The sequence below is a fragment of the Candidatus Binatia bacterium genome, from assembly GCA_036493895.1.
GTDB lineage: Bacteria > Desulfobacterota > Binatia > UBA1149 > CAITLU01 > DATNBU01.
In genome coordinates this window covers 23,146-49,728 of the sequence record DASXOZ010000041.1, presented here as the reverse complement: position 1 = coordinate 49,728, position 26,583 = coordinate 23,146, and the positions used below count along the sequence as shown (strand labels likewise).

Here is a 26,583-nt window from a genome sequence, read left to right as displayed (position 1 = left end):
TCGGGTTGAAGGAGCCCCTGCGTTCCAACAGAATTTCCAACCGTGACTTGCGTCTCTATCGGCGTGCCCCACCCAGGCGGCAGAATGACGCTGTCCCCGCGGACGCCAGGCAAAAGGCCAGGATCCGCAGGAACGGACTCGAAGACGCAACGGAACCATCTGCTCTGAGCAGGATTTCCCGGAGGCTGGAATGTCGGAATCAACCCGCCGCGCCTGTTTTGGACCCTTTGTGTCGATCGCCGCCGTCGCCGCCTTGCTGGCGGTCCCCTGCGCGGCCTTCGCACAGCACCCGCAAGCGGTGCAGAACGCGCCGGAGCACCCGAAACAGCAGGGGGGTGGGGGGGGCGGCGGCGGCCAGCACCAGGCGCCGCAGTTCGGGCAACCCGCGCCCGCTGCGCCCCGCGGAGGCGGTTTCTCGGCCCCGCCCCAGCACCAGCAGACCTTCGGAGGGCAGCCCCAGGTTCACGAGCGCCCGGCTTTCCAGCCGCACGCCCCTCAGCAGTTCCCCGACCATCGCCAGGCCTATCCGCAGCAGCAGCAGTTTCCCGAGCAGCGGCAGGAGCATCGCCAGGCGGTTCCCCAGCAGCAGCAGTTCCCGGAGCAGCGCCAGCACGGCCAGCAGATGCATGGGCAGGGAGGCGCCGACCGCGGCGGACACGAAGCCGGCGCGGCGCAGGGATTCGATAACCGCGGCGAGAAACACGGCGGACAGGCGCAGCAACTGCAGGACGAGCGCGGACGAAACAACGACCGCTCAACGCACGGCCAGCAGCGCGGCGCGGTTGGACAGGAGGGCGGTGCGGGCCAACAGCGCGGGGCCGTTGGACAGGAACGCGGCGCGCGCGGCCAGGAGCGCGGCGCCGATGTCGAGCACGGCCACCGTGGCACCGACAACGCGAGTCCGACGGGTCGCGAGCGCGGGCAGCATCTCGGGGAAAACGGTACTCCCGGCGAGCCGACCCGCCGCGGCGAGCGCGACAACGCCCAGGCCGCGGGTCGTGTCCGCCAGCCCGAGCGCAGGGTCGCGCAGGTAAAAGGCAACGAAGTACGATCGGACAATCGCGGCCGCGTTCGAGAGATCCGCGCCCAGAACGGCGTCGAGGTTCGACGCGGGCTCAAGCCCCAGGATCGCGTCGTCGAGCGGCGCGACCCGACGGGCCGGCAGCGCGTCGTCAGCATGGGAAGGGACCATGGCTTCACCGAACGAAATTACATGACGAACCACGGCCATCAGTACGTGCAGCGCACGTACGTGCACGGCGGGCATACGTACGCCTACGCGTATCGCGAGTCGGTCTGGCACGACCATCCCTACTACGTCTACGCGCCCGCGCATTACTACCACTCCGGGTTCTACGGATGGGCATGCGATCCGTGGCCGTCGCACGTCTACTATCACTGGGGTTGGTACGGCTCGCCGTGGGTCGGCTACTACGGAGGGTATTTCGCGCCGGAGGCCTACTATCCGTCGGCGGCTTTCTGGCTGACCGACTACCTGCTCGCGGCCAACCTGCAGCTCGCGTACGCGGCGTCGCAGGCGGCCTATGCACCGCCGCCAGTGTATGCGCCTGAGGCTCCTGCACCCGACTACTACCAGCAGCCGGCTGCCCCGGGCTACGACCAGGCGCCGCCTGCGACGCAGCCCGCCGAGCCCGAGCCCACTCCCGCTCCGTCGAGCGGCCCGGTTCGACTCAGCCCGGAGGTCAAGCAGGCGATTGCCGCGCAGGTCGAAGCCGACCTGAAGGCGCAGCGCGAAGCTGCCTCGTATCCTGACCAGCCTCCGCCCGATGCATCCTCCGTCGCGCTTCCGGTGCTGGATCCGACGATCTCGGTGTTCGTCGTCGCCGACAGCCTGACGGTGCCGACTCCCGACGGTCAGGAGTGCGAGCTCACAGCCGGGGACGTGCTCGGCCGCCTCGACGACACGCCCGGTGACGACAATGCGATCGGCGTACGAGTCACTGCGAGCAAGCAGGGCGACTGCCCGGTAAGCGCCAAGCCGCGCGTGCAGGTCGCCGACCTGCAGGAGATGCACAACCGATTCCGTGAGCAGATCGACAACGGGCTGAGGAGTCTCGCTGCCGGCGGCGAGGGTCTGCCGCAGGCTCCTGACGCAGGGGTAACGCAGGGCGAAGTCCCGCCCCCTCAGCCCGACGACCGCGCGGCCGCTGCGGTGCAGGATCTGCAAGGGCAGGGCGACCAGACCGAAAGGGAAATCAGCCAGGGTCGCTGAGCCGTCTGTTCAGGCCGTTACCTGCGGCGAAGGGGTGGCGGGCGGCTTTCTCGCGCGAAAGCGGAAAGCGCCCGCCGCCCGGCTCACCATCACGTCGACGAAGCCTGCATTGGCAAGCCGCGCGGCGAACGTCGCCGGATCGAGCGCGACCAGCGTGTCGCCGCGGTGGATCATGCGCATCCAGCAGCTGTCCGTACTGTCCGATCCGGCAAACGTTCCACCGGGAACCAGCACCCTTGCCGCCTCGGCGAGCACGTGGTCCTGCAGCGTTCGCGACGGCACGTGATGCATCATCGTGAAGCAGACCACTGCCGTCACCGAGCCATCGGCCAGCGGCAGCGCTGTCGCATCGGCCTCGTGCACGACGACGTTCGTGCCGCGCGTGCGCAGTGCAAGCGCGGCAGCCAGCCGCGCGTCGATCTCGACGGCAGTCAGGCGCGCGACCCTGGTGCGCAGCACATCCGTCGTCAGGCCCGGACCGGGTCCGATCTCGAGCACGTGCTCACCGAGATCCACTCCGGCCAGGGCCCACGGCAGCAGGCGCTCGCGCACAGTGCGGCGCCAATGGGAGGAACGGCAGTACCAGCGATGAAAGCGGTTCATGGGTGGCATTGTCTCGCGCTTGCCGGGGGGCCGTCTTGCCCTATGCTGCCGAAAGATGCCGCGATCCCGCCAGATTGCGTCGCCCCGTAAGGTGCGCCCGCGCAAATTGCAGGTTGATGATGCGGCAGCAGCGCCGGTCGTCGCCGCCGGCGACGAGAAACGGGACGTTTCGGGAATCGCCGCCGATTTCGCGCACGGCAACGTGCTGGCCCGCCACCGCCACCGCCGCGCCCAGCTCGTCTACGCCATCGAAGGCGTGATGACCGTGCAGACCTCGTCCGGGCTCTGGGTCGTGCCGCCCTTGCGTGCGCTGTGGGTTCCGCCCGGCGTCGTGCACTCGATCCGGATGACCGGCAGCGTGCGCATGCGCACGCTGTACTTCACGGCGCGCGTTCTTCCGAGCGCAGCGCCGAAGCGCTGCGGCGTACTGCGCGTCTCGCCGCTGCTGCGCGAGATCGCGACGCGGATTGCCGAGACCGACGCTGCCTTGGACGAGCAGCGGCAACGTCGCCTCGTGGCCGTGCTGTTCGACGAGCTTTCGGCTGCCGGTGTATCCGCGCTGGAGCTGCCGATGCCGTCCGATGCCAGGCTGCGAAAGATCTGCGATGCTCTCGTGGCCGATCCCGCCGACTCTCGCGAGTCGGCCGCCTGGGCACGCGTGGCCGCTGTCAGCGAGAGGAGCCTGGCGCGGCTGTTTCCCCAGCAGACCGGCATGACGCTGATGCGCTGGCGCCAGCAGCTGCGCCTGCTGCGAGGGCTCGAACGGCTCGGCGCCGGCGATTCCGTCACGACGGTCGCCGTCCATCTCGGCTATGCCAGCACGAGCGCCTTCATCCAGGTGTTTCGCGAAAATCTCGGAACGACTCCGGCAAAATATTTTCGCAACGCGTGAAGTCCGTTGCGGGCCGTGCGCGTCGTGACGGAACGATGAAGCAAGCGTACGGGCGCAGTTGCGTGCGCGTGATCGAGCCCACGGCACCGTCGCCTTTTGCCGCAAATTGCGCGCATTTCGTCCCGCGCATCGGATGACGACTTCGTGAACCTTGCAGTGCGCGAATTTGTCACGCGCGGGAATCGGCATCGCGCAGTGAATTACCGGACTGCTCGTGCACGTGCTGTGCGCGCATACGCAGCGCACGCAATGAAGATATTTTCACTTCGTCCCTTGAAGCGCATGCATGCTGCGCGTATCGGTATGCGCCATGGGTGGAGGTCTTGTTCCGGCATCACGCGGTGCGGCGATGCTTCTCACGCTCCTGCTGGTCACGGCCGGTGCGCACAGCGATTCCGTCGCACAGGAAGCCCCGCAAGGAGTCCCACAAGGAGTACCGCAGGAAAGCGGCTCTGCGCAGGCAACCTGCGACATCACGTTTGCCGGCAGCTCTTCGCTGCACGACTTCGAAGGCAAGGCGCCGCGCGTGACCACGACACTGCACCCGGCCGCCGCTGCAGGTGCGTGGGACGTCGAGTTCTCCATTCCCGTCTCCGGCATGACCACCGACAACGACTCTCGCGACGCAAAGATGCGCGAGATGCTGCACGCCGACCGTGCGCCGTCGATCCGCGTATCGTTTCCTGCCGTCAATCCCGACGCAGCGCGGGGGCAGGGACAACTCCATGGGGTCGTGGTCATCGCCGGCGTCTCGCGCGACGTGGTCGTCGCAGTGAGCGACTGGCAGTCCAGGGGGCCGAATGTTTCCTTCGATGCCGATGCGCACCTGTCTCTGAAGGATTTCCAGCTCGAAGCACCGACGGTGCTGGGCCTCATCCGCGTCGAGGACGACGTCCACGTGACCGGCCACGTGCGGATCAGCACCGCCGTTGCGGCCGTGCAGCAGCCTTGGCCGGCAGTCGCGGCCGCTGGGCTCTCGCGCGATCAAAGGCGGCCCTCGTGAGCACGACATCATTGCCGCCCGCGCATCGCCGGGTCGCGCTGGCGTGGGGCATCGCGTGCCACCTGTCGTTCGCGGCCGCCGTCGCGTCGATGATTGCCGGGCTCTACACCGGCATGCGCGTCGGCATCGGCACGTTGCAAGGCAGCGCTGGCGCCGCCGCCGATGCACTGCTGCTCGTGCAGTTCCCCGTGCTGCACTCGCTGTTGTTGTCGCGCGGCGGCCGGCGCGCTCTTGCGCGCCTTGCGCCTTCCGGCCTCGGCGCAGCTCTGGGTACGACGACATTCGCCACGATCGCGGCCTGGCAGTTGCTGGCGACGTTCGTGTTGTGGTCCCCGTTGTCGACGTGGCAGATGGCGCCTCGCGGCATCGCGCTTGCGGGCGCGTCGCTCGCTTACGCGGCTTCGTGGCTGCTGCTGCTTCGAACGATGATGGATGCCGGCCTCGGCGTTCAGACCGGCTATCTCGGTTGGGGGTCGGTCGTTCGGGGAAAAACTCCGCGCTACTCCGCTTTCGAGCCGCGCGGCACCTTCCGCTGGGTCAGGCAGCCCGTCTATGTCGCGTTCGCGCTGATACTGTGGACCGCTCCGGTCTGGACACTCGACCACCTGATCGTGGCCGTCGCGTGGACGGGATACTGCGTGCTGGCCCCCCTCCACAAGGAGCGACGCTACCTGGCTCTCTACGGCGAGCGCTTCGAGCGTTACCGCTCGAGGGTTCCGTACTGGGTCCCGCGCTCCCGGCCTGCCGATCTGGCGGACCTCGGGCGCGCAGCCGGCCCCGCGTCTGCCCCGGCCGAGGGCTGCAACTTCGGCGAAAAGCCGATGTGAATCCGCTCCGGTTCGTCCGAAACGTGCGGGACGCAGGGCCCTCGGTGAGCATGAACGACAGCAGGCACAGCTCGATTGTCTCGGTTGCGGGAGCGCATCCGCCCCACCACTACAGCCAGGAAGAGCTGCTGGACGCGCTGCGCCTGTTCTGGGGGAAACAGCACCACAACCCCGCGCGCCTCGACAGCCTGCACCGTTCGGTCTGCGTGGGTGGGCGCCACCTGGCGCTGCCGATCGAGGACTATGCTGCGCTGGACGGATTCGGCGGTGCCAACGACGCTTACGTGCGAGTCGGCACGGACGTCGCGGCGCGTGCGCTCGCGCTCGCGCTCGAGGAAGCCGGCGTCGCGGCATCCGACGTCGACTGCATCTTCTTCACGAGCGTGACGGGGATTGCCGTGCCCTCGATCGATGCGAGGCTCGTCAACCGGCTCGGCCTGAGAAACGACGTCAAACGGATTCCCGTGTTCGGGCTCGGATGCGTGGCCGGTGCAGCAGGCATCGCCCGCGTGCACGACTACCTGCTGGCGTGGCCGGATCACGTCGCGGTGCTCGTGTCGCTCGAGCTCTGCTCGCTTACCCTGCAGCGCGACGATCTGTCGATCCCGAACCTCATCGCCAGCGGCCTGTTCGGCGACGGCGGCGCCGCGGTCGTGATGGCGGGCTCCGCCAGATCGAAGCGGCTCGGCGCGCGCGGACCTCGCGTGCTCGCGTCACGGTCGCGCTTTTATCCCGATACCGAGCGCGTCATGGGCTGGGACGTCACGAGCGGAGGCTTCCGCATCGTGCTTTCCGCATCGGTGCCCGATGTCGTGCGCAGCTACCTTGCCGACGACGTCCACGGATTCCTGGACGAGCACGGTGTGGCTCGCCAGGACATCCGCTCGTGGATCTGTCATCCCGGCGGCCCCAAGGTCCTCGATGCGTTCGAGGAGAGCCTCGGTCTCGGCGCCGGCGAGCTCGCGCTGACGAGGCGATCGCTCGCGGAAGTCGGCAACATGTCGAGCAGCTCGGTCCTGTTCGTCCTTCGCGATGCAATCGAAGAGGCCAGGCCGCAGCCGGATACCCTCGGCTTGCTGCTCGCGCTTGGACCGGGCTTTTGCTCCGAGCTCGTGCTGGTGCAGTGGTGAGCCTTTACTACGCACTGCTGGTCGCGACGATCCTCGAGCGCGCGATCGAGATCGCGGTCAGCAACTCGAACGCAAGGTGGAGCCTCGAGCGCGGCGGACGCGAAGTCGGCCGCGGTCATTTTCCGGCGATGGTCGCTCTTCATTCGGCGTTTCTCGCCGGCTGCGTGCTCGAGCCGCTGCTGCGCGGCCGTACACAGTTGCCGGTATTGTGGCCGGTGGCGCTGGCAGTCGCTGCGGCCTGCCAGGCTCTTCGCTGGTGGTGCATCGTGACGCTTGGTCGCCAGTGGAACACGAGAGTCATCGTCGTGCCGGGCCTCGGCCGCGTAGCGCGAGGACCGTACCGGTGGCTGAAACACCCGAACTACGTCGCGGTCGTCTGCGAAGGGTTCGCGCTTCCGGCCGTCGGAGGCGCGTGGCTTACCGCCGCGGCGTTCACCGTCGGCAACGCGCTGCTGCTTCGCGCTCGCGTGAAATCGGAAGACGCTGCCCTGCGCCTGCTCGAACCGGAGTCGGGCGGCCAGTCCGCGCGAACGAACGCGGGCCTCGGGCCCGCGCGAACAAACGCAGGCCTAGGGCCTGCGCAAACAAACGCGCGCCTCGGGCCCGCGCAGACAAACGCGGGCCTCGGGCCCGCGCAGACAAACGCGGGCCTCGGGCCCGCGCAGAAGGAAACCCCAGCGTGAATCCCGAACGCGTGCGCGAAGAAGTCGAGAAAATCCTGCGCGACGAGCTGCGCTGGCAAGGCACTGTCCCCGACGGCGGTCTCGACGTCCATTTCGATTCCCTGCAGCGGATGTCGCTCGTCGTCGCGATCGAGGACCATTTCCACATCTGCTTCGAGCCGGAAGACGAAGAATCCATCCGGGACTTCGATGACCTGCTGCGCAGCATCGTCGAAAAGACCGGAGAGCAGGCATGAGCGTGACCCTTGCCGACGTCATCGAATCCGCTGCCGGATCCGACAGCGACCGTTATGGTTTCCGGTTTCTCGACCGGCACGAGGAAGCCAGCTGGCTGCCGTTCGCGCAGTTTCGCCGGCGCGTCGCGACCACGGCCGGGGCCCTGCTCGACAGCGGCATCCGGCGCGGCGAGCGCGTCGCCATCGTGCTTCCGACCTGTCCCGAATTTATCGAGCTGTTCTTCGCTGCCCAGTGGATCGGCGCGATCCCGGTGGCGCTCTATCCGCCGTTGCGCCTTGGTCGCCTCGGCGAGTACCACGAGCGCACCTCCGCGATGCTGAAAGCCGCCGGTGCGGCCGTCCTGTACACCGATTCGCGCATCGGACGGATCCTCGGGGAGACCGCGGCCCGTTACCGTCCGCGTCTCGGTGTGCGCAGCGTGGCCGGGCTTCGCGACGGCCGTGAAGCTGCCGCTGCGCCGTCGCGCGCCGACCAGATCGCGATGATCCAGTTCTCGTCGGGAACCACGACCGATCCCAAGCCGGTGGCGCTGTCCCACTCGCAGATGCTCGCCAACGGCCAGCGCATCACCGACGCGATCCTGCATCTTCTGCCGCCGGAGCTCGGCCACGATCCGGGCGGCGTGAGCTGGCTTCCGCTGTACCACGACATGGGGCTGATCGGCTGTCTGCTGCCGGCACTGCTCGGGCCCGGCCCGCTGACGCTGATTCCTCCCGAACATTTCCTCGCCCGGCCTGCGATCTGGCTGCGCGCGATTTCCAGATACCGCGGCACGACGTCGCCGGCACCGAACTTCGCCTACAGCCTGAGCGTCGATCGCATCCGCGACGAAGAGCTGGAGGGCTGCGACCTGGCGTGCTGGCGGATGGCAATGAACGGCGCAGAGCCGATGGCGGCAGCAACGCTTCGGGCATTCGAGCGCCGTTTTTCGCGCTGGGGATTCCGCGACGATGCGCTGATGCCGGTCTACGGACTTTCCGAAGCCACGCTGGCGGTGACATTCACCAGGCCGGGGACGCGCTGGCGCAGCGAGCGTTTCGATACTGCAAGGATCGCGCTCGGTATCGTGCAGCCGGATCCGGACGGAAGCGAGTGGGTGAGCTGCGGCGAGCCGCTGCCGGGTTTCGCCGTGAGGATCCGCAACGATGCCGGCGGCCACGTCGGCGAGAATCGCGTCGGCCGCATCCAGGTGCGCGGGCCTTCGGTAATGAGCGGCTACTTTGGCCGCGACGATGCGCCCATCGACGCCGAAGGCTGGCTCGACACCGGCGACCTTGGATTCCTGCGCGACGGTCGACTCTACGTCACTGGCCGTGCGAAGGACCTGCTGGTGCTTCGAGGTCACAACCTCGCGCCGGAGGATCTCGAGCGCGCCGTCGACGCGGTCCCCGGCGTTCGTACCGGGTGCGCAGCCGCGGTCGCGGAGATCGGCGAGAGCGGTGAGAGGCTGCTGCTGTTCGTCGAAGCGAGGCAGGCCCGCGACGGAATGGCCGAGGAGTGCCGGCGCGCAGTGATGGCGGCCTGCTCGGTCTCACCTGATGAGGTGCTCGTGCTCGAGCCCGGCACGCTGCCGCGCACTTCTTCCGGAAAAATCCGCCGCGGCGAAACCTTGCGGCTTGCAAGAAGCGGAGAGTTGCGCGCTCCGGCGGCCGTCAACGCGCGAACTCTCGGCGGCGCGATGCTGCGCAGCGCGGTCGGCTACGTTCGAAGCCGCCTTGGAGCGGGCCAGGACGACACGTGACCGAGCGACGCGACGTGCTGGTTGCCGGCGGCGGTCCGGTCGGCCTCTACGCAGCGATCGAAGCGGCGCGCGCGGGGCTCGACGTCGCCGTGCTCGAGGCCAGGCCGGGAGTTCTCGACAAGGCGTGCGGTGAAGGGCTGATGCCTGCGGCGGTCGAGGCCCTTTTGCGCGCGGGCGTCAGCGTGTCGCGAAAACGGGAGTTCGCCGGAATTCGCTATGTCGAAGGCGAGCGCAGGGTGGACGGTCGTTTTTCGCGCGGACCGGGGTGGGGAATTCGGCGCACCGAGCTGCACGGGGCGCTCATGCGCCGTGCGCGCGAGCTCGGAATCCGCGTGATCGCGCATCGCGTGAACCAGATCGTGCAGGACGAGCAGGGTGTCATCGTAGACGGGCACGCGGCCCGCTACCTCGTCGCGTGCGACGGACTGCGCTCGGTCGTGCGCCGCCGGCTCGGGCTCGAGCTGGCGCCGCGGCGCGGGTCGCCACGTTTCGGACTGCGCCAGCACTTTCGCGTTGCGCCGTGGAGCGATTTCGTCGAGGTGCACTTGCACCCGCTGTCCGAAGCGTACGTGACACCGGTTGCCGGCGACGAAGTCGGCGTTGCGATGCTGTTCGACGAGCGCAGCAGGAACGGAGCGGTGACGATGCAGGGGCTCCTTGCCCGTTATCCCGAGCTTTGCGCGCGCCTCGAAGGAGCCGAGACCACGTCGACGCCGCGCGGAGCCGGGCCTTTCGAGCAGAGATCCTCGCGCGTCGCCTGCGGCCGCGTCCTTCTGGTCGGCGATGCAGCCGGGTATCTCGACCCGATCACCGGAGAGGGCCTCCGGCTCGGGTTCCTCTCTGCCATTGCCGCGGTGGCGGCGATCCGCCGCGGAGAGGCGGCCGCGTACGACAGACATTGGCGGCGCCTGGTTCGCCGGTATTGGTGGGGCACGAGCGCGCTGCTCGCGCTGCGCCGCTCTGCTCTTTCGGGATTGATGATGCCTGTGCTCTGCCGGTCACCGTGGCTCTTCGATCGCATTCTCGACGGCCTTTCCGAAGGCGACGTGACGCCGGCGTTGCCCGTTGAAGCAGACTGCGTGACCAGCGCCGCCCGGACGCAGGGGAGCGGTTCGACTTCGACCCCGCGCGTCGGGTAGAGGATTCCTCTTCTGCTGGCAGCGAGCGACGCTGCCGGTCGGGGTGACGGCACGTGGCGCTGGAGGATTCCGTTCAATTCCTGAAAGGCGTCGGTCCGCGGCGCGGCGAGATGCTCGAGAAGGCGGGCCTTTGCACGTTCGAAGACCTGTTGTTCCACCTTCCGTTCCGTTACGAGGACAGGCGGCGCATCTCTACGCTGCGCGAGGCGGCGCCAGGGGGTGACGCGACGCTCGTCGGCCGCATCACTTCGGTGCGCGAGCACCGCCGCCCGGGACGTCGCGGTGCGATTCTTCATGCGCTGTTCAGTGACGAAAGCGGATGGGCCGAGCTGCTGTGGTTCCAGCAGACCGCCTATTTCCGCGATCGCCTGAAGGACGGCGCGACGTGGCTCGTGCATGGACGCGTCGAAGCGGCGCCGCGCGGCGGGCTGCAGATCGTTCATCCCGAAATCGACAAGCTGGAAGGCGCGGAAAACGGAAGCGATCTCGCCGGCGCGGCGGGCGCGGTCGCACGCAGCATCGCACGCATCTTGCCCGTCTACCAGAAGCCCGGCGACCTTCCGCTGTCGGCGATGCGCCGCGTCGTTGCGCAGGTGACGCATACGCACGCCGCGACGATGCAGAGTGCGGTGCCCGAAGAAGTGCGCGGCCGCCTCGATCTCCTTCCTATCGCTTCGGCGCTGACGTACGTGCACGAGCCTCCCTCCGACGCCGACATCGATGCCTTGGCGCAGTCGCGCACCCCGGCACACAGAAGCCTGATCTTCGAAGAGCTGTTCGCGCTGCAGATCGGCATGTCGCTGCGCAAGGCTGCCCGCCGGCGCCAGAGCGGCGTCGCGATCGCGCGCCACGACGACCGGCTGAAGGCGTTCTTCGCGCGCCTTCCGTTCCAGGCCACGCGCGCGCAGAAAAGGGTCACGCACGAGATTGCCTCCGACATGGCCCGACCCGAGCCGATGAACCGCCTCGTGCAGGGTGACGTCGGCAGCGGCAAGACTGTCGTTGCCTTCGCTGCCGCGCTCCAGGCGGTCGTGGATGGCTACCAGGTGGCCGTGATGGCACCGACCGAGCTGCTGGCCGAGCAGCACTTTGCGACGATGAAAAGCTGGGCCGATGCCGAAGGCATCGACGTACGCCTGCTGACCGGCAGCATGAAGGCTGCTGCGGCGCGCGAGGCACGCGAAGCGATCGCGGCGGGCCACACCGGCCTCGTGATCGGCACCCACGCGCTGATCCAGGAAGCGACCGGCTTTGCCAGGCTCGGTCTTGCGATCGTCGACGAGCAGCATCGCTTCGGCGTCGTGCAGCGCCAGAAGATCCAGTCGGCGACGCGCGCCGACGGGACGTCGGCGGCACGCGCCGATACGCTGCTTCTGTCGGCGACGCCGATCCCGCGCACGCTGTCGCTGACGCTGTACGGCGATCTCGACGTCAGCGTCCTCGACGAGCTCCCGCCGGGACGACTGCCGGTGACGACGCGCGTGATCCGCACGTCCGCAAGGGCGCGGCTCCACACGCGCATGGCCGCAGCGATGCGCGAGGGTCGCCAGTGCTACGTGGTCTATCCGCTGGTCGAGGAATCGGAGACGATGGACCTCGCGGATGCGACGAGCGCGGCCGAGCAGCTCCAGCAGGGACCGTTTCGCGATTTTCGCGTCGGCCTGCTGCACGGTCGCATGAAAGCTGCAGAGAAAGACGCAGTCATGCGCCGCTTCAAGGCCGGTGAGCTGCAGCTGCTGGTCGCAACGACCGTGATCGAGGTCGGCATCGACGTCCCCAACGCGACGATCATGGTCGTCGAGCATGCCGAGCGCTTCGGGCTGGCCCAGCTCCACCAGCTCCGCGGGCGGGTGGGGCGGGGAACCGAAGAGTCGTTCTGCTGCCTGGTCGCCGACGTCGGGCAGAGCCGCGAATCCTTCGAGAGGCTGACGGTCATGGAGTCCACCGGCGACGGCTTCGCCATCGCCGAGGCCGACCTCAAGCTGCGCGGACCGGGCGAATATCTCGGCACGAGGCAGGCCGGAGTCCCGGCTCTGCGCGCCGCCAACCTCGTGCGCGACGGTGAGTTGCTCACGCTCGCGCGCCAGGAGGCGCTTTCGTGGCTCTCCGGCGATCCTCGCCTCGAAAAGGCCGAATCCCGCGAGCTTCGCCGGGTTCTGGACTCCCGCTGGAAGGATCTGCTCGACCTCGCGGAGGTGGGCTGAGGGCACCCAGGCCCGCGCGTCGGTGCGGCCACGGCGCTTTTTGCGCAGGCTCCGTTTTGCGGCTGCCGGGCGGGCTTCTATAAGCGGAGGGTGGACGCGCAGACGCAACGGCTGCCCCCGTGGGTGATCGGCCAGCACCGCCGGCTGTCGGAGGCCGACGATCTCAAGCGGCGCCTTCGAAAGGGCCGGCTGGTCACCGTCTGCGAAGAAGCGCGCTGCCCGAACATCGGCGAGTGCTTCTCGGCCGGCACGGCGACGTTCATGCTGCTCGGCGGCAACTGCACGCGGCGCTGCTCGTTCTGCTCGGTTGCGACCGGACGCGGCGCGGCGCCCGATCCCTTCGAACCGGTGCGCGTCGCGGACACCGCCGCCGCGCTCGGCCTTCGGTACGTCGTCCTTACCCAGGTCGCGCGCGACGATCTCGACGATGAGGGCGCCGGCCATTTCGCGCGAACGATCGAAGAGCTGCGCGCAAGAATCGACGGCGTCGAGGTCGAGGTGCTCACGTCGGATTTCAATGGTCGCAGCGAGCTCGTCGAGACGGTGATGCGTGCCGCTCCCGATGTCTTCGGGCACAACATCGAAACCGTGCGACGCCTTACGCCCGAGGTGCGCGGCCGCGCCCGCTACGAGCGCTCGCTCGACGTGCTGCGCCTCGCGCACCAGATCGCATCGGGAAAGGGACGTGGCGCCGTCAAATCCGGAATCATGGTCGGCTTCGGCGAAACCCGCGAGGAAATCGTCGAGTCGCTTGCCGACCTGCGCCGCGCCGGCTGCGACCTGGTGACGATCGGCCAGTACCTGCGGCCGACCCGCGAGCAGCGTCCTGTTGCGCGTTACTACGAGCCCGCCGAGTTCGACGACCTGGCATCGGTCGCACGAAGCCTCGGTTTTGCCGAAGTGTCCGCGGGGCCGCTGGTGCGATCGTCGTACCGCGCCGACCGGCTTCACGCGGCGATGGCCGAAGGCTCGCCGCCGGCCGCGCCGGCTGTGGAAGCGGCGGAACTTCCGGGATAGTCAGGGCGGCTGGCCGGCGACGGATCGGCGTCTACGGACCGGCAAAAATCATGGCGGTAGCGAAGAAAGACATCGGCGTCGGGCTCATCGGCTTCGGCACCATCGGGACCGGGGTCGTGCGCATTCTGCGCGACCACGCGACCGGCCTTCGCGCGCGCCTCGGCGTGCCGCTTCGCCTGGCGCGCATCGCCGACCTCGACCTCAAGTCCGACCGCGGCGTCAAGATCGACAAGTCGCTGATGACGACCGATGCCAGGGCGCTGATCCACGATCCTTCGGTGGACGTCGTCGTCGAGCTGATCGGTGGGCTGCAGCCGGCTCTCAGCTTCCAGCTCGAAGCGCTCAAGGCCGGCAAGAGTGTCGTGACCGCGAACAAGGCGGTGCTGTCGGCCCACGGCCTCGAACTGGCCGCTGCCGCCGAGAAGGCCGGCGTCGCTCTCGGCTTCGAAGCCAGCGTGGGCGGCGGCATCCCGATCGTCCGTGCGCTGCGCGAGTCGCTTGCGGCCGACCGCAATCTCGAGGTCTACGGCATCGTCAACGGCACCTGCAATTACATCCTGACCGAGATGGCCGCCGGCAACGGCGAGTTCGCCGAGGTACTGGCCAGGGCCCAGAAGATGGGGCTGGCCGAGGCCGACCCGAGCTACGACATCGACGGCCTGGACGCCCTGCACAAGCTCGTGATCCTGGTGGCGCTGGCCTTCGGCAAGCTGATCGACCCGAAATCGGTCCACGTCGAAGGCATCCGCAACGTGAGCGGCGTCGACATGGCCTATGCCCGGGACTTCGGGTACACGATCAAGTTATTGTCCGTAGCTCGTGAAACCAACAAGGGAATCGAGGCGCGTATTCACCCCGCGATGGTGCCGAACAACCACCTGCTGGCCAAGGTCTCTGGAGCGTTCAACGCCGTCTGCCTGCGCGGCAATGCGCTCGGCACCTCGATCTACTACGGGCGCGGGGCCGGCATGATGCCGACGGCCACCGCCGTCGTTGCCGATATCGTCGATGCCGGCCGCTGCCTGCTCGAAGGCCGGCCGCCCCAGGTTCCGCCGTACGGCCTGCCTTCGGCCGCGCTGGCCAAGGCACGAGTCGTCGACATGGCCGCAATCGAGCACGAGCACTACGTGCGGCTTCAGCTGAGCGACAAGCCGGGAGCCCTGGCGAAGATCACGGCGGTGCTGGCAAGGGCCGGCGTAAGCATCGCCACCGTTGCCCAGCACGAAAAGCCGAGCCGCGGCGCCGTTCCCGTCGTCATGCGCACTCACCGTGCGCGCGAGGGGGCGCTGCAGAAGGCCATGGCGCGCATCGCGAAGCTTTCGGAGGTGCGCGCCCAGCCGGTGGCGATTCGCGTCGAGGAACGGCTTGGAGAGGAGTCGTGACGGCGCAGCCTGGCGCCGCTCGCGCAGTGGAGAACACGATGAGCTGGCCCGGATTGATCGAGTATTACCGAGACCGCCTTCCCGTGGGCGACATCGAGCCGGTGACGCTGCTCGAGGGGAACACGCCGCTCATCGAAGTTCCGCGCCTGGCCGAGCGCCTCGGGCTCAAAGGGCGCGTCTACGTGAAGTACGAGGGCCTCAACCCAACCTGTTCCTTCAAGGACAGGGGAATGACGATGGCGATCACGATGGCGGTGGCCGAAGGGGCGACCGCGGTGATCTGCGCCTCCACCGGAAATACTTCGGCGTCGGCGGCGGCGTACGCGGCCAGGGCCGGCCTTGCGTGCTTCGTGATCATCCCCGATGGAAACATCGCCATGGGAAAGCTCAGCCAGGCGGTGATTCATGGCGCGAAAGTGCTCGCCGTCAAAGGCAATTTCGATGATGCCTACCGAATGGTCTCGGGCGTTGCCGAGCAGCGGCGAGTGACCGTCGTCAACTCGATCAATCCCCACCGCCTCGAAGGCCAGAAGACCGCCGCGTTTGAGATCTGCGACACTCTCGGCCGCGCTCCCGACTACCACGTCCTGCCGGTCGGCAACGCCGGCAACATCACGGCGTACTGGATGGGCTACGGCGAGTATTTCCGCGACGGCGTAACCGCGAGCCGCCCGAAGATGATGGGCTTCCAGGCCGCGGGCGCGGCGCCGATCGTGCTCGGCCACGCTGTAAGCGAGCCCGAGACCGTGGCCACCGCGATCCGTATCGGCAATCCCGTGAGCTGGAAGAAAGCCGAGGCTGCCCGCGACGAGTCCGGGGGCGACATCGACATGGTCACCGACGACGAGATCATGGCTGCCTACAAGCTGCTCGCATCGACGGAAGGGGTCTTCGCCGAGCCCGCATCGGCAGCATCGATCGCCGGCCTGAAGAAGCTGGCCGACGCGAAGCGCATCGAAGACGGAGCCGTGGTAGTCTGCACGCTCACGGGACACGGCCTGAAGGATCCGCATAACGCGATCCGATCCTGTCCCGAGCCTGTGAGGGTGGCGGCCGATCTCGGTCGTGTCCTGGAGGCGATGGAAATCTGAACGCCGGCAACTGACGGCCGGCGCCGGATCGATCACAGATGGAAAGGAACCTGGCACTCGAGCTGGTGCGCGTCACCGAGGCGGCGGCGCTGGCCGCGGCGCGCGAGAACGGGCGCGGCGACGAGACGGGTCCCGTGCGCCTCGCTGCGCAAGCCATCCACCACGCATTCTCGTCGATCGGCGCGTTCCAGGGCGCCATCGTGCTCGGCGATCCTGCGCAGACGAGCGGAGATCTGCTGGCGAGCGGCCAGAGGCTCGGCAGCGGTGGCGTCGAAGTCGACGTCGCCGTCAATCCTCTCGAAGGCGGAGTCTCCTGCGCGCTCGGCGGCCCCAACGCGATGTCGATCATGGCGCTGACCGATCCGGGCTGCATCCTGCGCTGCCCCGATGGCGCCTACATGGACAAGATCGCGACCGGCCCCGACGGCTTCGGCGTCGTCGACCTGGACCGCTCGCCGTCGGAGAACCTGCGACGCCTGGCCGAAGCGCGAAGCTGCTACGTCGAGGACCTGACCGTCGTCATCCTGGACCGCCCGCGCCACGACGTGCTGATCGAGCAGGTGCGTGAAGCCGGCGCGCGAGTGCGGCTGATCCCTCACGGCGACGTTGCCGCCGCGATGGCGACTGCGCGCGACGGTGCCGGAGTCGACATGCTGCTCGGAGCCGGCGGCGCAACCCAGGGCGTGCTCAGCGCAGCGGCACTCAAGGGCCTCGGCGGCTTCATGCAGTGCCGCTTTGTCCCGCGCAGCAATGCCGAGCGCGACGAGCTCTACCAGCTCGGAATCAAGGACCCCTCGCGCAAGCTCGGAGTCGAGGAGATGGTGCGCGGGCACGTGCTCTTCGCCGCCACCGGCGTCACCGACGGAACTTTCCTCAAGGGCGTCAAGTTCTTCAAGGGCGGAGCGGTCAGCCATTCCGTCGTCATGCGATCGCAGTCGCGCACGGTGCGTCACCTCGAGACCATCCACAAGTTCGACTACAAGCCGAGCTACTGAAGGAGAGGGTCGAAAGTCGTTTCCATGCCGACTTGGCTTCGCAAGCTGGTGCGCGAGTGCGTCGCGGTCTCGGTACCCGTGGTGACGATCACGCCGGTGCTCGCCGCTTTTCGCGCCTACGCCGAGGTCGAGAAGCAGCAGTGGCTGGCCCAGGGCCTCTGGTTCATGGCGGCCAGCTACTCGCTCACGTTCGTCATCGACTCGATCTACATCGTGGAGGTGCTCGCCTTCGGCGGCATCGCGCTCGCCTATGCGACCTCGCCTCGTACCCTCACGGCACGTCACCGCATCGTTGCCGCGGTGCTGTCGTGGGTTCTGTTCCTGTACCCGCTCCAGCAGCTTGTCCTTCCTACGTTTCGCCGCCTGACGGTGCAGAACGAGAAGGACTGGCTGCCGTTCCTCACTGACGGATCCATTTTCAGCGTGGTGCGAGACCACATCGGCGACTACGCGTTCCTCATCTCCATCTCGGTGCCGCAGTCGCTGATGGCAATGACGGCGCTGTGGGGCATCGTCGGGTGGCTCACGTGGCGATGGCGCTGCGCCCATCCGCTTGCCGGCGCCCGCCTTGCTTCGAGGACGCTCGAGCTGCGGCGCTGGGCCCTGGTTCCCACGCTGGTGCTGCTGCCGTCGATCCTGCTGCTGGGCTTCGATGCGCCGAAGCCTCCGGAGAAGGCTCCGAACATCGTGTTCATCATCTGCGACACGCTGAGGGCGGACCACCTCGGCATGTATGGCTACGAGACGCGCGAGACGAGTCCTCACCTCGACGACCTGGCAACGGAGTCGGTGGTCTACCAGAACGCCGTCAGCACGGCGCCGTGGACCACGCCGTCGGTGGCGTCGATGCTGACGTCGCGCTATCCGCGGCGCCTCGGCTACGGCCAGCACCCCGCCTACCTCGCGCCGAAGGAAGTGACGGTGGCCGAGGTGCTGAGGAACCGCGGCTACCGCACCCACGCCATCACGTCGAACACGTTTGCCGGGCGCAGCGTCGGCTTCGATGCCGGGTTCGAGTGGATGGATTTTTCGCTTGCTGCCGGACAGATGGACGTCACTTCCGGCGACCTGACCGACCACGCGATCGCGTGGCTCGACGAGAACGGCGATCAGCCGTTCTTTCTCTACCTGCACTACTTCGATCCCCACTTCGCGTACGTCATGCACCCGGAGTTCAAGTTCGACTACGTCTACGACGGGCCGATGCGCGACCAGGAGTCCCACACCGAGTTCACGCTTTCGATGCCTTCGCTGACGCAGGCGGACGTCGACTGGGTCACGGCCGCCTACGATTCGGAGATCGCGTACACCGACCAGTACATCGGGCAGCTGCTCGATCATCTTCGCGCGAAAGGCCTGTACGACAACACGCTGATCGTGTTCGTCGGCGACCACGGCGAGGCGTTCAACGACCGCGGCGACCACTACATCGGCCATGCCCGCACGGTCTGGCAGGAACTCCTGCACGTCCCGCTGATCGTCAAGATGCCCGGTGGCGACGGGGCAGGGACGAACGTTCTCACCCGCGTCAGCACGATGGACATCGCGCCGACGATCCTCGCGGCCGCAGGCGCTTCGTTCCCCGAGAGCGAGCCGATCGACGGCAAGCCGCTCAGCACGGCGCCGATGGACCGCCTGCTGATCAGCGAGACGAGAAGGGACGCGAACCTTCGCGCAGCGTTCCAGGGCCACTGGAAGCTCATCGTCGACCGCGACAAGAAGACGTCGGCGCTCTACGACCTGGAAGCCGATCCAGGCGAGAAGCACGACGTCTCGGCCGAGCATCGCGACATCGCCGACAAGCTCGAGGTGTCGGTCGACGTCTGGGAAAACTCGCTGGGGCATCACAACTCGGCGGCCGCTCCGTTCAGCGCCGATGCAATCCAGAGGCTGAAAGGCCTCGGGTACTGGCAGTAATCCCGCACGGCGGCGCCGGGCCCGCCAAACGACCGCAAGGCCTCCCGCAGCAAGCCATTTCGCTCCGTGCGGCGCCCACTTGACCGATTGTCCCGGGGTACCCTCCCGGCTATGCTCCGCCGTCCTTCGGATGCGCCCGTTCCTGGTGGCAGCGTAGCGGCAGCAGCCGTTTCGCCGCCGGATGAGGGTGGCGGCGGTGCCGGAAGGAGTTACTGGTGAAGGCGATGCGCGACTCCAACTCGGCACGAAACATCGACCCGCGTCAGGCAAGGCCGCGGCACGCGACGATCTCCGGCATGGAACTGGAGGAGTGCTACCGCGACGGGCAGGCTGCCGGCGAGGTCGGCGAGCCCGGTCAGTACCCGTTCACGCGCGGCGTCTATCCGACGATGTACCGCACCAAGGCGTGGACGATGCGGCAGTTTGCCGGCTTCGGCAGTGCGGCCGATACCAACGCGCGGTTCAAGTACCTGCTGGCCGCCGGCGGCGGCGGGCTGTCGACGGCCTTCGATATGCCGACGCTGATGGGCTACGACGCGGACCACGCCCGCGCCGAAGGTGAGGTCGGCCGCGAAGGCGTCGCGGTCTCGACGATCGCCGACATGCAGGTGCTCTTCGACGGCATCCGCCTCGACGAAGTCACTACGTCGATGACCGTCAACTGTTCGGCGTCGATCCTGCTCGCGATGTACCTGGTCGTCGCCGAGCGCCAGGGCTGCTCGTGGAAGAAGCTCGGCGGCACGATCCAGAACGACATGTTCAAGGAATTCATCGCGCAGAAGGAGTGGATCTGCCCGCCCGAGCCTTCGCTGCGCATCGTCACCGACATGATCGAGTTCTGCATGAACGAGGTGCCGCGCTGGCATCCGGTCTCGATCAGCGGCTACCACATCCGCGAGGCCGGCTCGACGGCCGTCCAGGAGCTGGCGTTCACGCTGGCCGACGGCATCGGCTACGTGCAGGCCGCCGTCGATCGCGGTCTCGACCCCGATGAGTTCGGCCCGCGCCTGTCGTTCTTCTTCAACGTACACAACGATTTCCTCGAGGAGATCGCCAAGATCCGCGCGGCGCGCCGCCTGTGGGCGAAGATCATGCGCGAGCGCTTCGGCGCAAAGACCGACCGCGCCTGCCTGATGCGCACCCACGCCCAGACCTCGGGAGTGTCGCTTACCGCTCAGCAGCCGCTCAACAACGTCGTGCGCGTGACGATCCAGGCTCTTGCGGCGACTCTCGCCGGCGTGCAGTCGCTCCACACGAACTCCCTCGACGAGACGCTGGCGCTGCCCTCCGAGGAGGCCGTCACCGTCGCGCTTCGTACTCAGCAGATCCTCGCCGAAGAAAGCGGCATCGTGAACACCGTCGATCCGTTCGGCGGCAGTTTCGCGATCGAAGCACTGACCGATCGCATGGAGCGCGAGGCCGCGGACTACATCCGCCGCATCGACGAGCTCGGCGGAATCGTGCGCGCGATCGAGATCGGCTATCCGCAGTCCGAGATCGCGGACGCCGCCTACGCGTTCCAGCACGCCACCGACGACAGCGAGTACGTGACCGTCGGGGTCAACGGCTACGTGATGGACGAGGGCAAGGCGCTGGAGATCCTCCGCATCGATCGCGCGCTGGAAGCCGGTCAGAGAGAAAAGGTGAAGGCGTTCAAGGCGGCGCGCGACGCGAAGAAGGTCGCGGCCCGCATCGAAGAGGTGCGCCGTGCGGCGGTCGAGGACCGCAACCTGATGCCGCACGTCGTCGACGCCGTCCGGGACGGCGTCACCGTCGGAGAGATCTCCGACGTCTACCGCAACGTCTTCGGGATCTACCAGGATCCGGCGACGATCTGAGCAGCGCGGGCAAGGCCTGCGCCGGACAATCACAGGGACGGGACAAGTGTCGGAAAAAGTACTGAGAATCCTGGTGGCCAAGCCCGGCCTCGACGGTCACGACCGTGGGGCGAAGATCATCGCGCGCGCACTGCGCGACGCCGGCTTCGAGGTGATCTACACCGGACTTCACCAGACGCCGGAGATGATTGCCGAGACCGCCGTGCAGGAAGACGTCGACTGCGTGGGGCTGTCGATCCTTTCGGGCGCCCACATGACCTTGTTTCCGCGCATTCTGGACTTAATGAAGCAGAAAGGCGTCGGCGACATTCCGGTTTTCGGCGGCGGCATCGTGCCGGAAGAAGACATCGCGGAGCTGAAGACGCTGGGCGTAAAGGAGATCTTCACGCCGGGTGCGAGCACTCGCGACATCGTCGAGTGGATCCGCACCAACATCGACGCTCGCGCCTGACGGCGCGGGACGCGCGGGCGGCAGGCCCGCAAGCCGGCGGCATCGTTTCGACCCGCACGCAATCCGGGGCACGGGCCCCACGACAGGGAGGACCAGGGTCTTGAGCAGCAAAGCAGTCATCGTCAGCGCAGCACGCACCGCGGTCGGGAGCTTCCAGGGCGCCTTCGCCGACAAGCCGGCACCGGAGCTCGGAGGACTCGCCGTCGCCGAAGCGATCCGCCGCGCCGGAATCGACGCCGCCTCGGTCGACGAGGTGATCCTCGGCAACGTGCTGGCGGCCAACCTCGGCCTCAATCCCGCGCGCGTGGCGGCCATCAAGAGCGGTGTTCCCAAGGAAGTGCCGAGCTACGGCGTCAACAAGGCGTGCGGCTCGGGCCTGAAAGCGATCGCGCTGGCAGCGCAGGCCATCGTCGCGGGCGATGCCGAGTGCATCGTCGCCGGCGGCATGGAGAACATGACGCTGGCCCCGTACCTCCTGGCCAAGGCGCGCACCGGATACCGCATGGGCCACGACCAGATCATCGACTCGATGATCGCCGACGGTCTTTCGTGCCCGCTCACGTTCACGCACATGGGCATCACCGCCGAGAACGTCGCGGCCAAGTACGGCATTTCGCGCGAGGCCCAGGACGAGTTCGCGGCGGCGAGCCAGGCCAAGGCGGCCGCCGCCCAGGCCAGCGGCGCGTTCGACGAAGAGATCTTCGCCGTCGAGATCGCGCAGAAGAAAGGCGATCCGATCAAGGTCACCAAGGACGAGTACGTGCGCGCCGGCACGACGGCCGAGACCCTGGCCAAGCTGCGTCCGGCGTTCAAGAAGGACGGCACCGTGACTGCCGGCAATGCTTCGGGCATCAATGACGGCGCCGGAGCTGTCGTCGTGATGAGCGAGGCTCGCGCGAAAGCCGAGAAGCTCACTCCGCTCGCGATCATTCGCGGAGCAGCGGCTGCCGGCGTCGATCCGGCGATCATGGGCATGGGCCCGTGGCCGGCTTCCGAAAAAGTGCTGAAGAAACTCGGCATCCGCAAGGAAGACATCGGCCTGTGGGAGCTGAACGAGGCATTCGCCGCGCAGTCGCTCGGCGTACTGGCCGAGCTCAAGATCGATGCCGCCAGGGTGAACGTCAATGGCGGCGCGGTTGCCATCGGCCATCCGATCGGTGCCAGCGGCGCGCGCGTCCTGATCACTCTGCTTCACGCGATGAAGAATCGGGGCGTCAGCCTCGGCCTCGCTTCGCTGTGCATCGGCGGAGGGCAGGGCATCTCGATGGTCATCGAGAGGGTCTGACGGCCTGTTTCGCAGGCGGCGCCGTCCGGCCTTCAAGAAGGACGGCGCCGCCTTTTTTATGCGCATCGTCTCTCTCGTCCCGAGTCTCACCGAGGCGCTGATCGACTTCGGTCTTGCCGGCAGCGTCGTCGGCCGCACCCGCTGGTGCACGGAGCCGCCTGAAGTCGTCGCCGGCATCGAGACCGTTGGTGGAACCAAGAACCCCGACGTCTCCCGCATCATCGAGCTTCGTCCCGATCTCGTCGTCGTCAACAAGGAAGAGAACAGGCTCGAGGACTGCCGCGAGATCGAAGCGGCCGGCCTCGTGCTGCACGTGACGCACCCGACGACGATCGAGGAGGCGGCAGCGATGCTGGAGTCGCTCGGCCGCGCGTGCGGCGCCGAGGCGGCAGGCGCTGCGCTTGCCGTGCGATGCCGCCGCGCACTGCACGCCGCACGCGAGCTCAACGCGACGGCCGGCGCGGGCGTGCGCACGTTCTGTCCGATTTGGCGCCGTCCCTACATGTCGTTTCGTCGCCAGACCTATATCGGCGACGTGCTTGCGCAGTGCGGCTGCGAGAACGTGTTCGGCGATCGGGAAGGGAGCGATTTTTTCGAGATCACGATCGAAGAAATCCTCGAGGTGGCTCCCGTGCTTACGATCCTGCCCGACGAGCCCTACGTGTTCGAGGACAAGCACGCCGCGGAGCTTCGCAGCGCCGGTATTCGCTCGCGGTTCCTGTTGGTCGACGGCAAGGACCTGGCCTGGTACGGGCCGCGCATTCCCGCCGCGCTCGCGCGGCTGTCCTCGCTCGTGCACGCGACGCCCTGACCGCGCGGCTGCTGGCGACCTGATTCGCGGCCGGTGGTCTTCGGCCTTTCGCGGCGACGGCGGAGCCGGGAACGAATCTTTCTCGACAACGCACATGGCCTCCCCGGCGGACGGCGTTCGGCGACGGGTATTTGGCCGCGGTTGTCCACAGCGATGTGCAGAGATCGCGGGCTTGATGCGAGCAATGGAATGTTCTTGGGGCGCGGTTTGCCGCATCCTGACGCCGCCATGGACGAGCAGAAAACCGCCTTCACCCGCGTTCCGCCCCACAGCCAGGAAGCCGAAGAGTCCGTGCTCGGCGCGCTGCTGACCGACTCCGACGCGTTCGACCGAGTCGCCGACCTCGTCGTCGCGTCCGACTTCTATGTCGAGCGGCACTCGCGCATCTTCGCGGCGATCAGCGCGCTGCAGGGGCAGGCCCGTCCGGCCGACGTCATCACGGTCACCGATGCCCTCAAGCAGACCGGCGAGCTTCAGCGGATCGGAGGCACGGCCTTCCTCGTCGAGCTCGCCGACAGGGTCGTCACGGCGGCGAACGTCTCGCACTACGCGCGGCTCGTGCACGACAAGGCGACGCTGCGCCGCCTCATCCGGACGTCGACGGAGATACTCAGCGGCGCCTACGAGTCTCGCGGCTCCACGCGTGATTTTCTCGACAAGGCGGAATCGGCGATCTTCGAGCTCTCTTCCGATCACGCCGGCACGGCGCTGCGCCGTATCGACAGCCTGATCAGCGGCACCGTCGAGAGGATCGAGCAGCTCTACGAGCGCAAGTCCGAGATCACCGGCGTGCCTACCGGCTACTACGATCTCGACCACAAGACCGCGGGGCTGCAGCCGTCGGACCTCATCATCGTCGCGGGGCGGCCAAGCATGGGAAAGTGCCTGGCGGCCGATTCGGAGATCGTCCTGGAGGACGGCAGGGTTCGCAGGCTCGAAGACATCGTACGCGAGCGCTCCGGCACGCTGTGGACGTTGAACGACCATTGGCGGCTCGAGCCAGCGCCGCCGTCTGCGTTCGTCGATGACGGGGTGAAGCCGCTGTTCGAGGTGACGACGCGCCTTGGCAGACGGGTGCGGACGACGCTCAGCCATCCGTTCCTCACCATCGACGGCTGGAAACCTCTCGGAGAGATTCGCGCGGGCGATTCCATCGCGGTTCCGAGGCGCATCCCCGTGGCGGGTCGCCAGTCCATCGGAGATGCGAGGGCAAAGATTCTCGGCTACCTGCTCGGCGACGGAACGCTCGGCGGGACCTCGATTCGCTTCACAAACACCAACTCGCGCCTGCAGGACGATTTTGCCGAATGCGTCGAGGATTTTGGCGGGCTTCGCACTTGCGAGGAAGGCTCACGGACGCGGGCGAGAACCGTCCGCATCGCCGCGGATCGCGAGACCATGAAGCAAAGGCGCGAGCGCCTGGGAATTTCGATCCGCCGATCCCTGATGGCGGGGAGCCGCTCCGCGAGATCCGTTGCGATGGAGATCGGCGTCTCTCCGGCCTCCATTTCGAACTGGTGTCGCGGCGTGACCGCTCCCTCACCGATGCGGGTGTCGCAGCTGTGCGGAGCGCTGGCCGTTCGCTACGAAGACCTCGCTCCTGACGCCGAGTGCGCGACCGTGACGAGCGGCAACGACCTGGTGCGCTGGCTCGACGAGCTGGGCTTGCGCGGTGCATCGGCGCACGAGAAGTTCGTGCCGGACATCGTGTTCCAGCTTCGCCCCGACGAGCTCGCGTCGTTCCTGAATCGTCTCTTCGCAACGGACGGGTGGGCCAGCGTCCTGGCGACCGGCCAGTCCCAGCTCGGGTACTGTACCGTCAGCGAGCGCATGGCGCGCCAGGTGCAGCATCTGCTGCTGCGCTTCGGTGTCATCGGCCGGCTTCGCCAGAGGCGGGTTCGTTACCAGGGTGGAAGCCGGGTCGCCTGGCAGATCGACATCACCGATCGCGCCTCCATCCTGACCTTCGTCGATCAGATCGGAATGTTCGGCAAGGAGGGCGCGCTCGACCGGGTCCGCCATGCCTGCGCGCTCCGGCGAGACAAGGCGTTCCGCGATGTCGTGCCGCGCGGCGTATGGCGCCTCGTGGAGGGCGCCAGGGGTGGCGCCAGCTGGTCCGAGATAGGCGCAGCCATGGGCCTCACTGACGTTTCGAACCTGCACGTCGGTCGATCCGTGTCGCGAAAGCGGCTGCAGGCGATCGCGAGCGCCGTCGATGACTCCAATCTGCAAGACATCGCGACCAGCGACGTCTACTGGGATCCGATCGTACACATCGAGCCCGTGGGAAGCGCCCAGGTGTACGACCTTACCGTCGACGGAACTCACAATTTCGTCGCCAACGACGTCTGCGTCCACAACACGGCCTTCTGCCTCAATATCGCCGAATATGCCGCCGGCGAGTGCGGCATCGGCGTTGCAGTCTTCTCGATGGAAATGTCGAGCGACCAGCTCGTGATGCGCATGCTCTGTTCCCAGGCCGAGATCGACAACTCGCGGGTTCGTTCGGGCCGCCTGCACGACCGCGACATCAAGAACATTGCGCTGACCGCCGGCAAGCTCGGCGGCGCGCCGATCTACATCGACGACACTGCGGCCCAGACGGTGCTCGAGATCCGCTCGAAATGCCGCCGCCTCAAGCACGATCCGCAGGCCGGGCTCGGCCTGATCATCATCGACTACCTGCAGCTCATGCGCGGCGGCGGAGAAGACAACCGCGAGCAGGAGATCTCGACGATCTCGCGTTCGCTCAAGGCCCTGGCCAAGGAGCTGAGCGTACCGATCGTCGCGCTGTCGCAGCTCAACCGCCAGGTCGAGATGCGCGCGGACAAGAGGCCCGGAATGGCCGACCTTCGCGAGTCGGGCGCGCTCGAGCAGGATGCCGACGTGATCGTGTTCCTGTACCGCGACGAGCAGTACAACCCCGACACGGCCGAGCCCGGCGTTGCCGAGATCATCATCGCCAAGCAGAGAAACGGCCCCACCGGCACGGTGAGGCTGATGTTCGAGAAAGCGTTCGCGCGCTTCCGCAACTTCAGCTCGCGCGAGGACGCCGGAGCGGCCTACGCAGGTGGCGGCGGCTACGACGCCAACTGAGCGGGGCT

General features: G+C 67.5%; 23 protein-coding genes. 20 read left to right on the top strand and 3 right to left on the bottom strand.

Annotated features, from left to right (window positions below; genetic code table 11):
* Positions 1-199 precede the first annotated feature (199 nt).
* Both VGK20_10215 and VGK20_10210 read right to left on the bottom strand, forming a co-directional pair.
* Positions 200-721, bottom strand: a complete 522-nt coding sequence (locus VGK20_10215) for a hypothetical protein (protein HEY2774407.1) — start codon at positions 719-721, stop codon at positions 200-202.
* A gap of 33 nt (positions 722-754) precedes the next feature.
* Positions 755-1,231 carry a hypothetical protein gene (locus VGK20_10210; GenBank protein ID HEY2774406.1) on the bottom strand — a complete coding sequence of 159 codons (477 nt, stop codon included), beginning with the start codon at positions 1,229-1,231 and terminating at the stop codon, positions 755-757.
* Here VGK20_10210 and VGK20_10205 point away from each other — a divergent pair.
* Positions 1,214-2,233: a hypothetical protein gene (locus VGK20_10205; GenBank protein ID HEY2774405.1), complete on the top strand. Its 1,020-nt coding sequence runs from the start codon at positions 1,214-1,216 to the stop codon at positions 2,231-2,233. The genes VGK20_10210 and VGK20_10205 overlap by 18 nt on opposite strands.
* Before the next feature lie 9 nt (positions 2,234-2,242).
* Here the strand turns inward: VGK20_10205 and VGK20_10200 are convergent, their stop codons facing one another.
* Positions 2,243-2,836 (bottom strand): class I SAM-dependent methyltransferase, encoded by a 594-nt coding sequence (locus tag VGK20_10200; GenBank protein HEY2774404.1) that lies wholly within the window; start codon positions 2,834-2,836, stop codon positions 2,243-2,245.
* Positions 2,837-2,942: 106 nt separating this feature from the next.
* Here VGK20_10200 and VGK20_10195 point away from each other — a divergent pair, with 106 nt between their 5' ends.
* The 19 genes from VGK20_10195 (at position 2,943) to dnaB (ending at position 26,575) form a co-directional block, all read left to right on the top strand.
* Complete coding sequence (locus VGK20_10195) at positions 2,943-3,728, top strand: helix-turn-helix transcriptional regulator (GenBank protein HEY2774403.1); 786 nt, start codon at positions 2,943-2,945, stop codon at positions 3,726-3,728.
* Between the two features lie 349 nt (positions 3,729-4,077).
* A complete protein-coding gene (locus VGK20_10190) occupies positions 4,078-4,731 on the top strand; it encodes a YceI family protein (GenBank protein ID HEY2774402.1) in 654 nt (217 codons plus the stop codon).
* Positions 4,728-5,558, top strand: a complete 831-nt coding sequence (locus tag VGK20_10185; protein ID HEY2774401.1) for an isoprenylcysteine carboxylmethyltransferase family protein — start codon at positions 4,728-4,730, stop codon at positions 5,556-5,558. Before VGK20_10190 ends, VGK20_10185 begins: the two co-directional genes overlap by 4 nt.
* A 50-nt stretch (positions 5,559-5,608) precedes the next feature.
* Positions 5,609-6,688 (top strand): 3-oxoacyl-[acyl-carrier-protein] synthase III C-terminal domain-containing protein, encoded by a 1,080-nt coding sequence (locus VGK20_10180; protein ID HEY2774400.1) that lies wholly within the window; start codon positions 5,609-5,611, stop codon positions 6,686-6,688.
* Positions 6,685-7,371: an isoprenylcysteine carboxylmethyltransferase family protein gene (locus VGK20_10175; protein HEY2774399.1), complete on the top strand. Its 687-nt coding sequence runs from the start codon at positions 6,685-6,687 to the stop codon at positions 7,369-7,371. Before VGK20_10180 ends, VGK20_10175 begins: the two co-directional genes overlap by 4 nt.
* Complete coding sequence (locus VGK20_10170) at positions 7,368-7,607, top strand: acyl carrier protein (protein ID HEY2774398.1); 240 nt, start codon at positions 7,368-7,370, stop codon at positions 7,605-7,607. The genes VGK20_10175 and VGK20_10170 overlap by 4 nt, the downstream gene beginning before the upstream one ends.
* The gene (locus tag VGK20_10165) at positions 7,604-9,349 is read left to right on the top strand and encodes a fatty acyl-AMP ligase (GenBank protein HEY2774397.1); all 1,746 of its coding nucleotides are present in this window, start codon (positions 7,604-7,606) and stop codon (positions 9,347-9,349) included. Before VGK20_10170 ends, VGK20_10165 begins: the two co-directional genes overlap by 4 nt.
* A complete protein-coding gene (locus tag VGK20_10160) occupies positions 9,346-10,488 on the top strand; it encodes an NAD(P)/FAD-dependent oxidoreductase (GenBank protein HEY2774396.1) in 1,143 nt (380 codons plus the stop codon). The genes VGK20_10165 and VGK20_10160 overlap by 4 nt, the downstream gene beginning before the upstream one ends.
* Before the next feature lie 53 nt (positions 10,489-10,541).
* Positions 10,542-12,692: an ATP-dependent DNA helicase RecG gene (gene recG, locus VGK20_10155; GenBank protein HEY2774395.1), complete on the top strand. Its 2,151-nt coding sequence runs from the start codon at positions 10,542-10,544 to the stop codon at positions 12,690-12,692.
* 90 nt (positions 12,693-12,782) lie between these two features.
* The gene (lipA, locus tag VGK20_10150; protein ID HEY2774394.1) at positions 12,783-13,709 is read left to right on the top strand and encodes a lipoyl synthase; all 927 of its coding nucleotides are present in this window, start codon (positions 12,783-12,785) and stop codon (positions 13,707-13,709) included.
* Between the two features lie 50 nt (positions 13,710-13,759).
* A complete protein-coding gene (locus VGK20_10145) occupies positions 13,760-15,091 on the top strand; it encodes a homoserine dehydrogenase (GenBank protein HEY2774393.1) in 1,332 nt (443 codons plus the stop codon).
* A 38-nt stretch (positions 15,092-15,129) separates the two neighbouring features.
* Entirely contained in the window at positions 15,130-16,182 is a 1,053-nt protein-coding gene (gene thrC / locus VGK20_10140) for a threonine synthase (GenBank protein ID HEY2774392.1), read from the top strand.
* 38 nt (positions 16,183-16,220) lie between these two features.
* Positions 16,221-17,177, top strand: coding sequence for a class II fructose-bisphosphatase (gene glpX / locus VGK20_10135; GenBank protein HEY2774391.1), 957 nt, complete (start codon positions 16,221-16,223; stop codon positions 17,175-17,177).
* Between the two features lie 24 nt (positions 17,178-17,201).
* Positions 17,202-19,094, top strand: a complete 1,893-nt coding sequence (locus VGK20_10130; GenBank protein ID HEY2774390.1) for a sulfatase — start codon at positions 17,202-17,204, stop codon at positions 19,092-19,094.
* Between the two features lie 224 nt (positions 19,095-19,318).
* A complete protein-coding gene (locus VGK20_10125) occupies positions 19,319-20,932 on the top strand; it encodes a methylmalonyl-CoA mutase family protein (protein HEY2774389.1) in 1,614 nt (537 codons plus the stop codon).
* Positions 20,933-20,978: 46 nt separating this feature from the next.
* The gene (locus VGK20_10120) at positions 20,979-21,383 is read left to right on the top strand and encodes a cobalamin B12-binding domain-containing protein (GenBank protein ID HEY2774388.1); all 405 of its coding nucleotides are present in this window, start codon (positions 20,979-20,981) and stop codon (positions 21,381-21,383) included.
* Positions 21,384-21,483: 100 nt separating this feature from the next.
* Positions 21,484-22,668, top strand: a complete 1,185-nt coding sequence (locus VGK20_10115; protein ID HEY2774387.1) for an acetyl-CoA C-acetyltransferase — start codon at positions 21,484-21,486, stop codon at positions 22,666-22,668.
* 58 nt (positions 22,669-22,726) lie between these two features.
* Entirely contained in the window at positions 22,727-23,479 is a 753-nt protein-coding gene (locus VGK20_10110; protein ID HEY2774386.1) for a helical backbone metal receptor, read from the top strand.
* A 228-nt stretch (positions 23,480-23,707) separates the two neighbouring features.
* Entirely contained in the window at positions 23,708-26,575 is a 2,868-nt protein-coding gene (dnaB, locus tag VGK20_10105; protein HEY2774385.1) for a replicative DNA helicase, read from the top strand.
* The last annotated feature ends 8 nt before the right edge of the window (positions 26,576-26,583 follow it).

Coding starts and splice junctions, on each gene's coding strand:
- VGK20_10205 (HEY2774405.1), top strand. CDS start 1,214: ATGACGAACCACGGCCATCAGTACGTGCAGCGCACGTACGTGCACGGC.
- VGK20_10210 (HEY2774406.1), bottom strand. CDS start 1,231: ATGGCCGTGGTTCGTCATGTAATTTCGTTCGGTGAAGCCATGGTCCCT.
- VGK20_10200 (HEY2774404.1), bottom strand. CDS start 2,836: ATGAACCGCTTTCATCGCTGGTACTGCCGTTCCTCCCATTGGCGCCGC.
- VGK20_10190 (HEY2774402.1), top strand. CDS start 4,078: ATGCTTCTCACGCTCCTGCTGGTCACGGCCGGTGCGCACAGCGATTCC.
- VGK20_10180 (HEY2774400.1), top strand. CDS start 5,609: ATGAACGACAGCAGGCACAGCTCGATTGTCTCGGTTGCGGGAGCGCAT.
- VGK20_10165 (HEY2774397.1), top strand. CDS start 7,604: ATGAGCGTGACCCTTGCCGACGTCATCGAATCCGCTGCCGGATCCGAC.
- VGK20_10145 (HEY2774393.1), top strand. CDS start 13,760: ATGGCGGTAGCGAAGAAAGACATCGGCGTCGGGCTCATCGGCTTCGGC.
- thrC (HEY2774392.1), top strand. CDS start 15,130: ATGAGCTGGCCCGGATTGATCGAGTATTACCGAGACCGCCTTCCCGTG.
- glpX (HEY2774391.1), top strand. CDS start 16,221: ATGGAAAGGAACCTGGCACTCGAGCTGGTGCGCGTCACCGAGGCGGCG.
- VGK20_10130 (HEY2774390.1), top strand. CDS start 17,202: ATGCCGACTTGGCTTCGCAAGCTGGTGCGCGAGTGCGTCGCGGTCTCG.
- VGK20_10125 (HEY2774389.1), top strand. CDS start 19,319: ATGCGCGACTCCAACTCGGCACGAAACATCGACCCGCGTCAGGCAAGG.
- VGK20_10110 (HEY2774386.1), top strand. CDS start 22,727: ATGCGCATCGTCTCTCTCGTCCCGAGTCTCACCGAGGCGCTGATCGAC.
- dnaB (HEY2774385.1), top strand. CDS start 23,708: ATGGACGAGCAGAAAACCGCCTTCACCCGCGTTCCGCCCCACAGCCAG.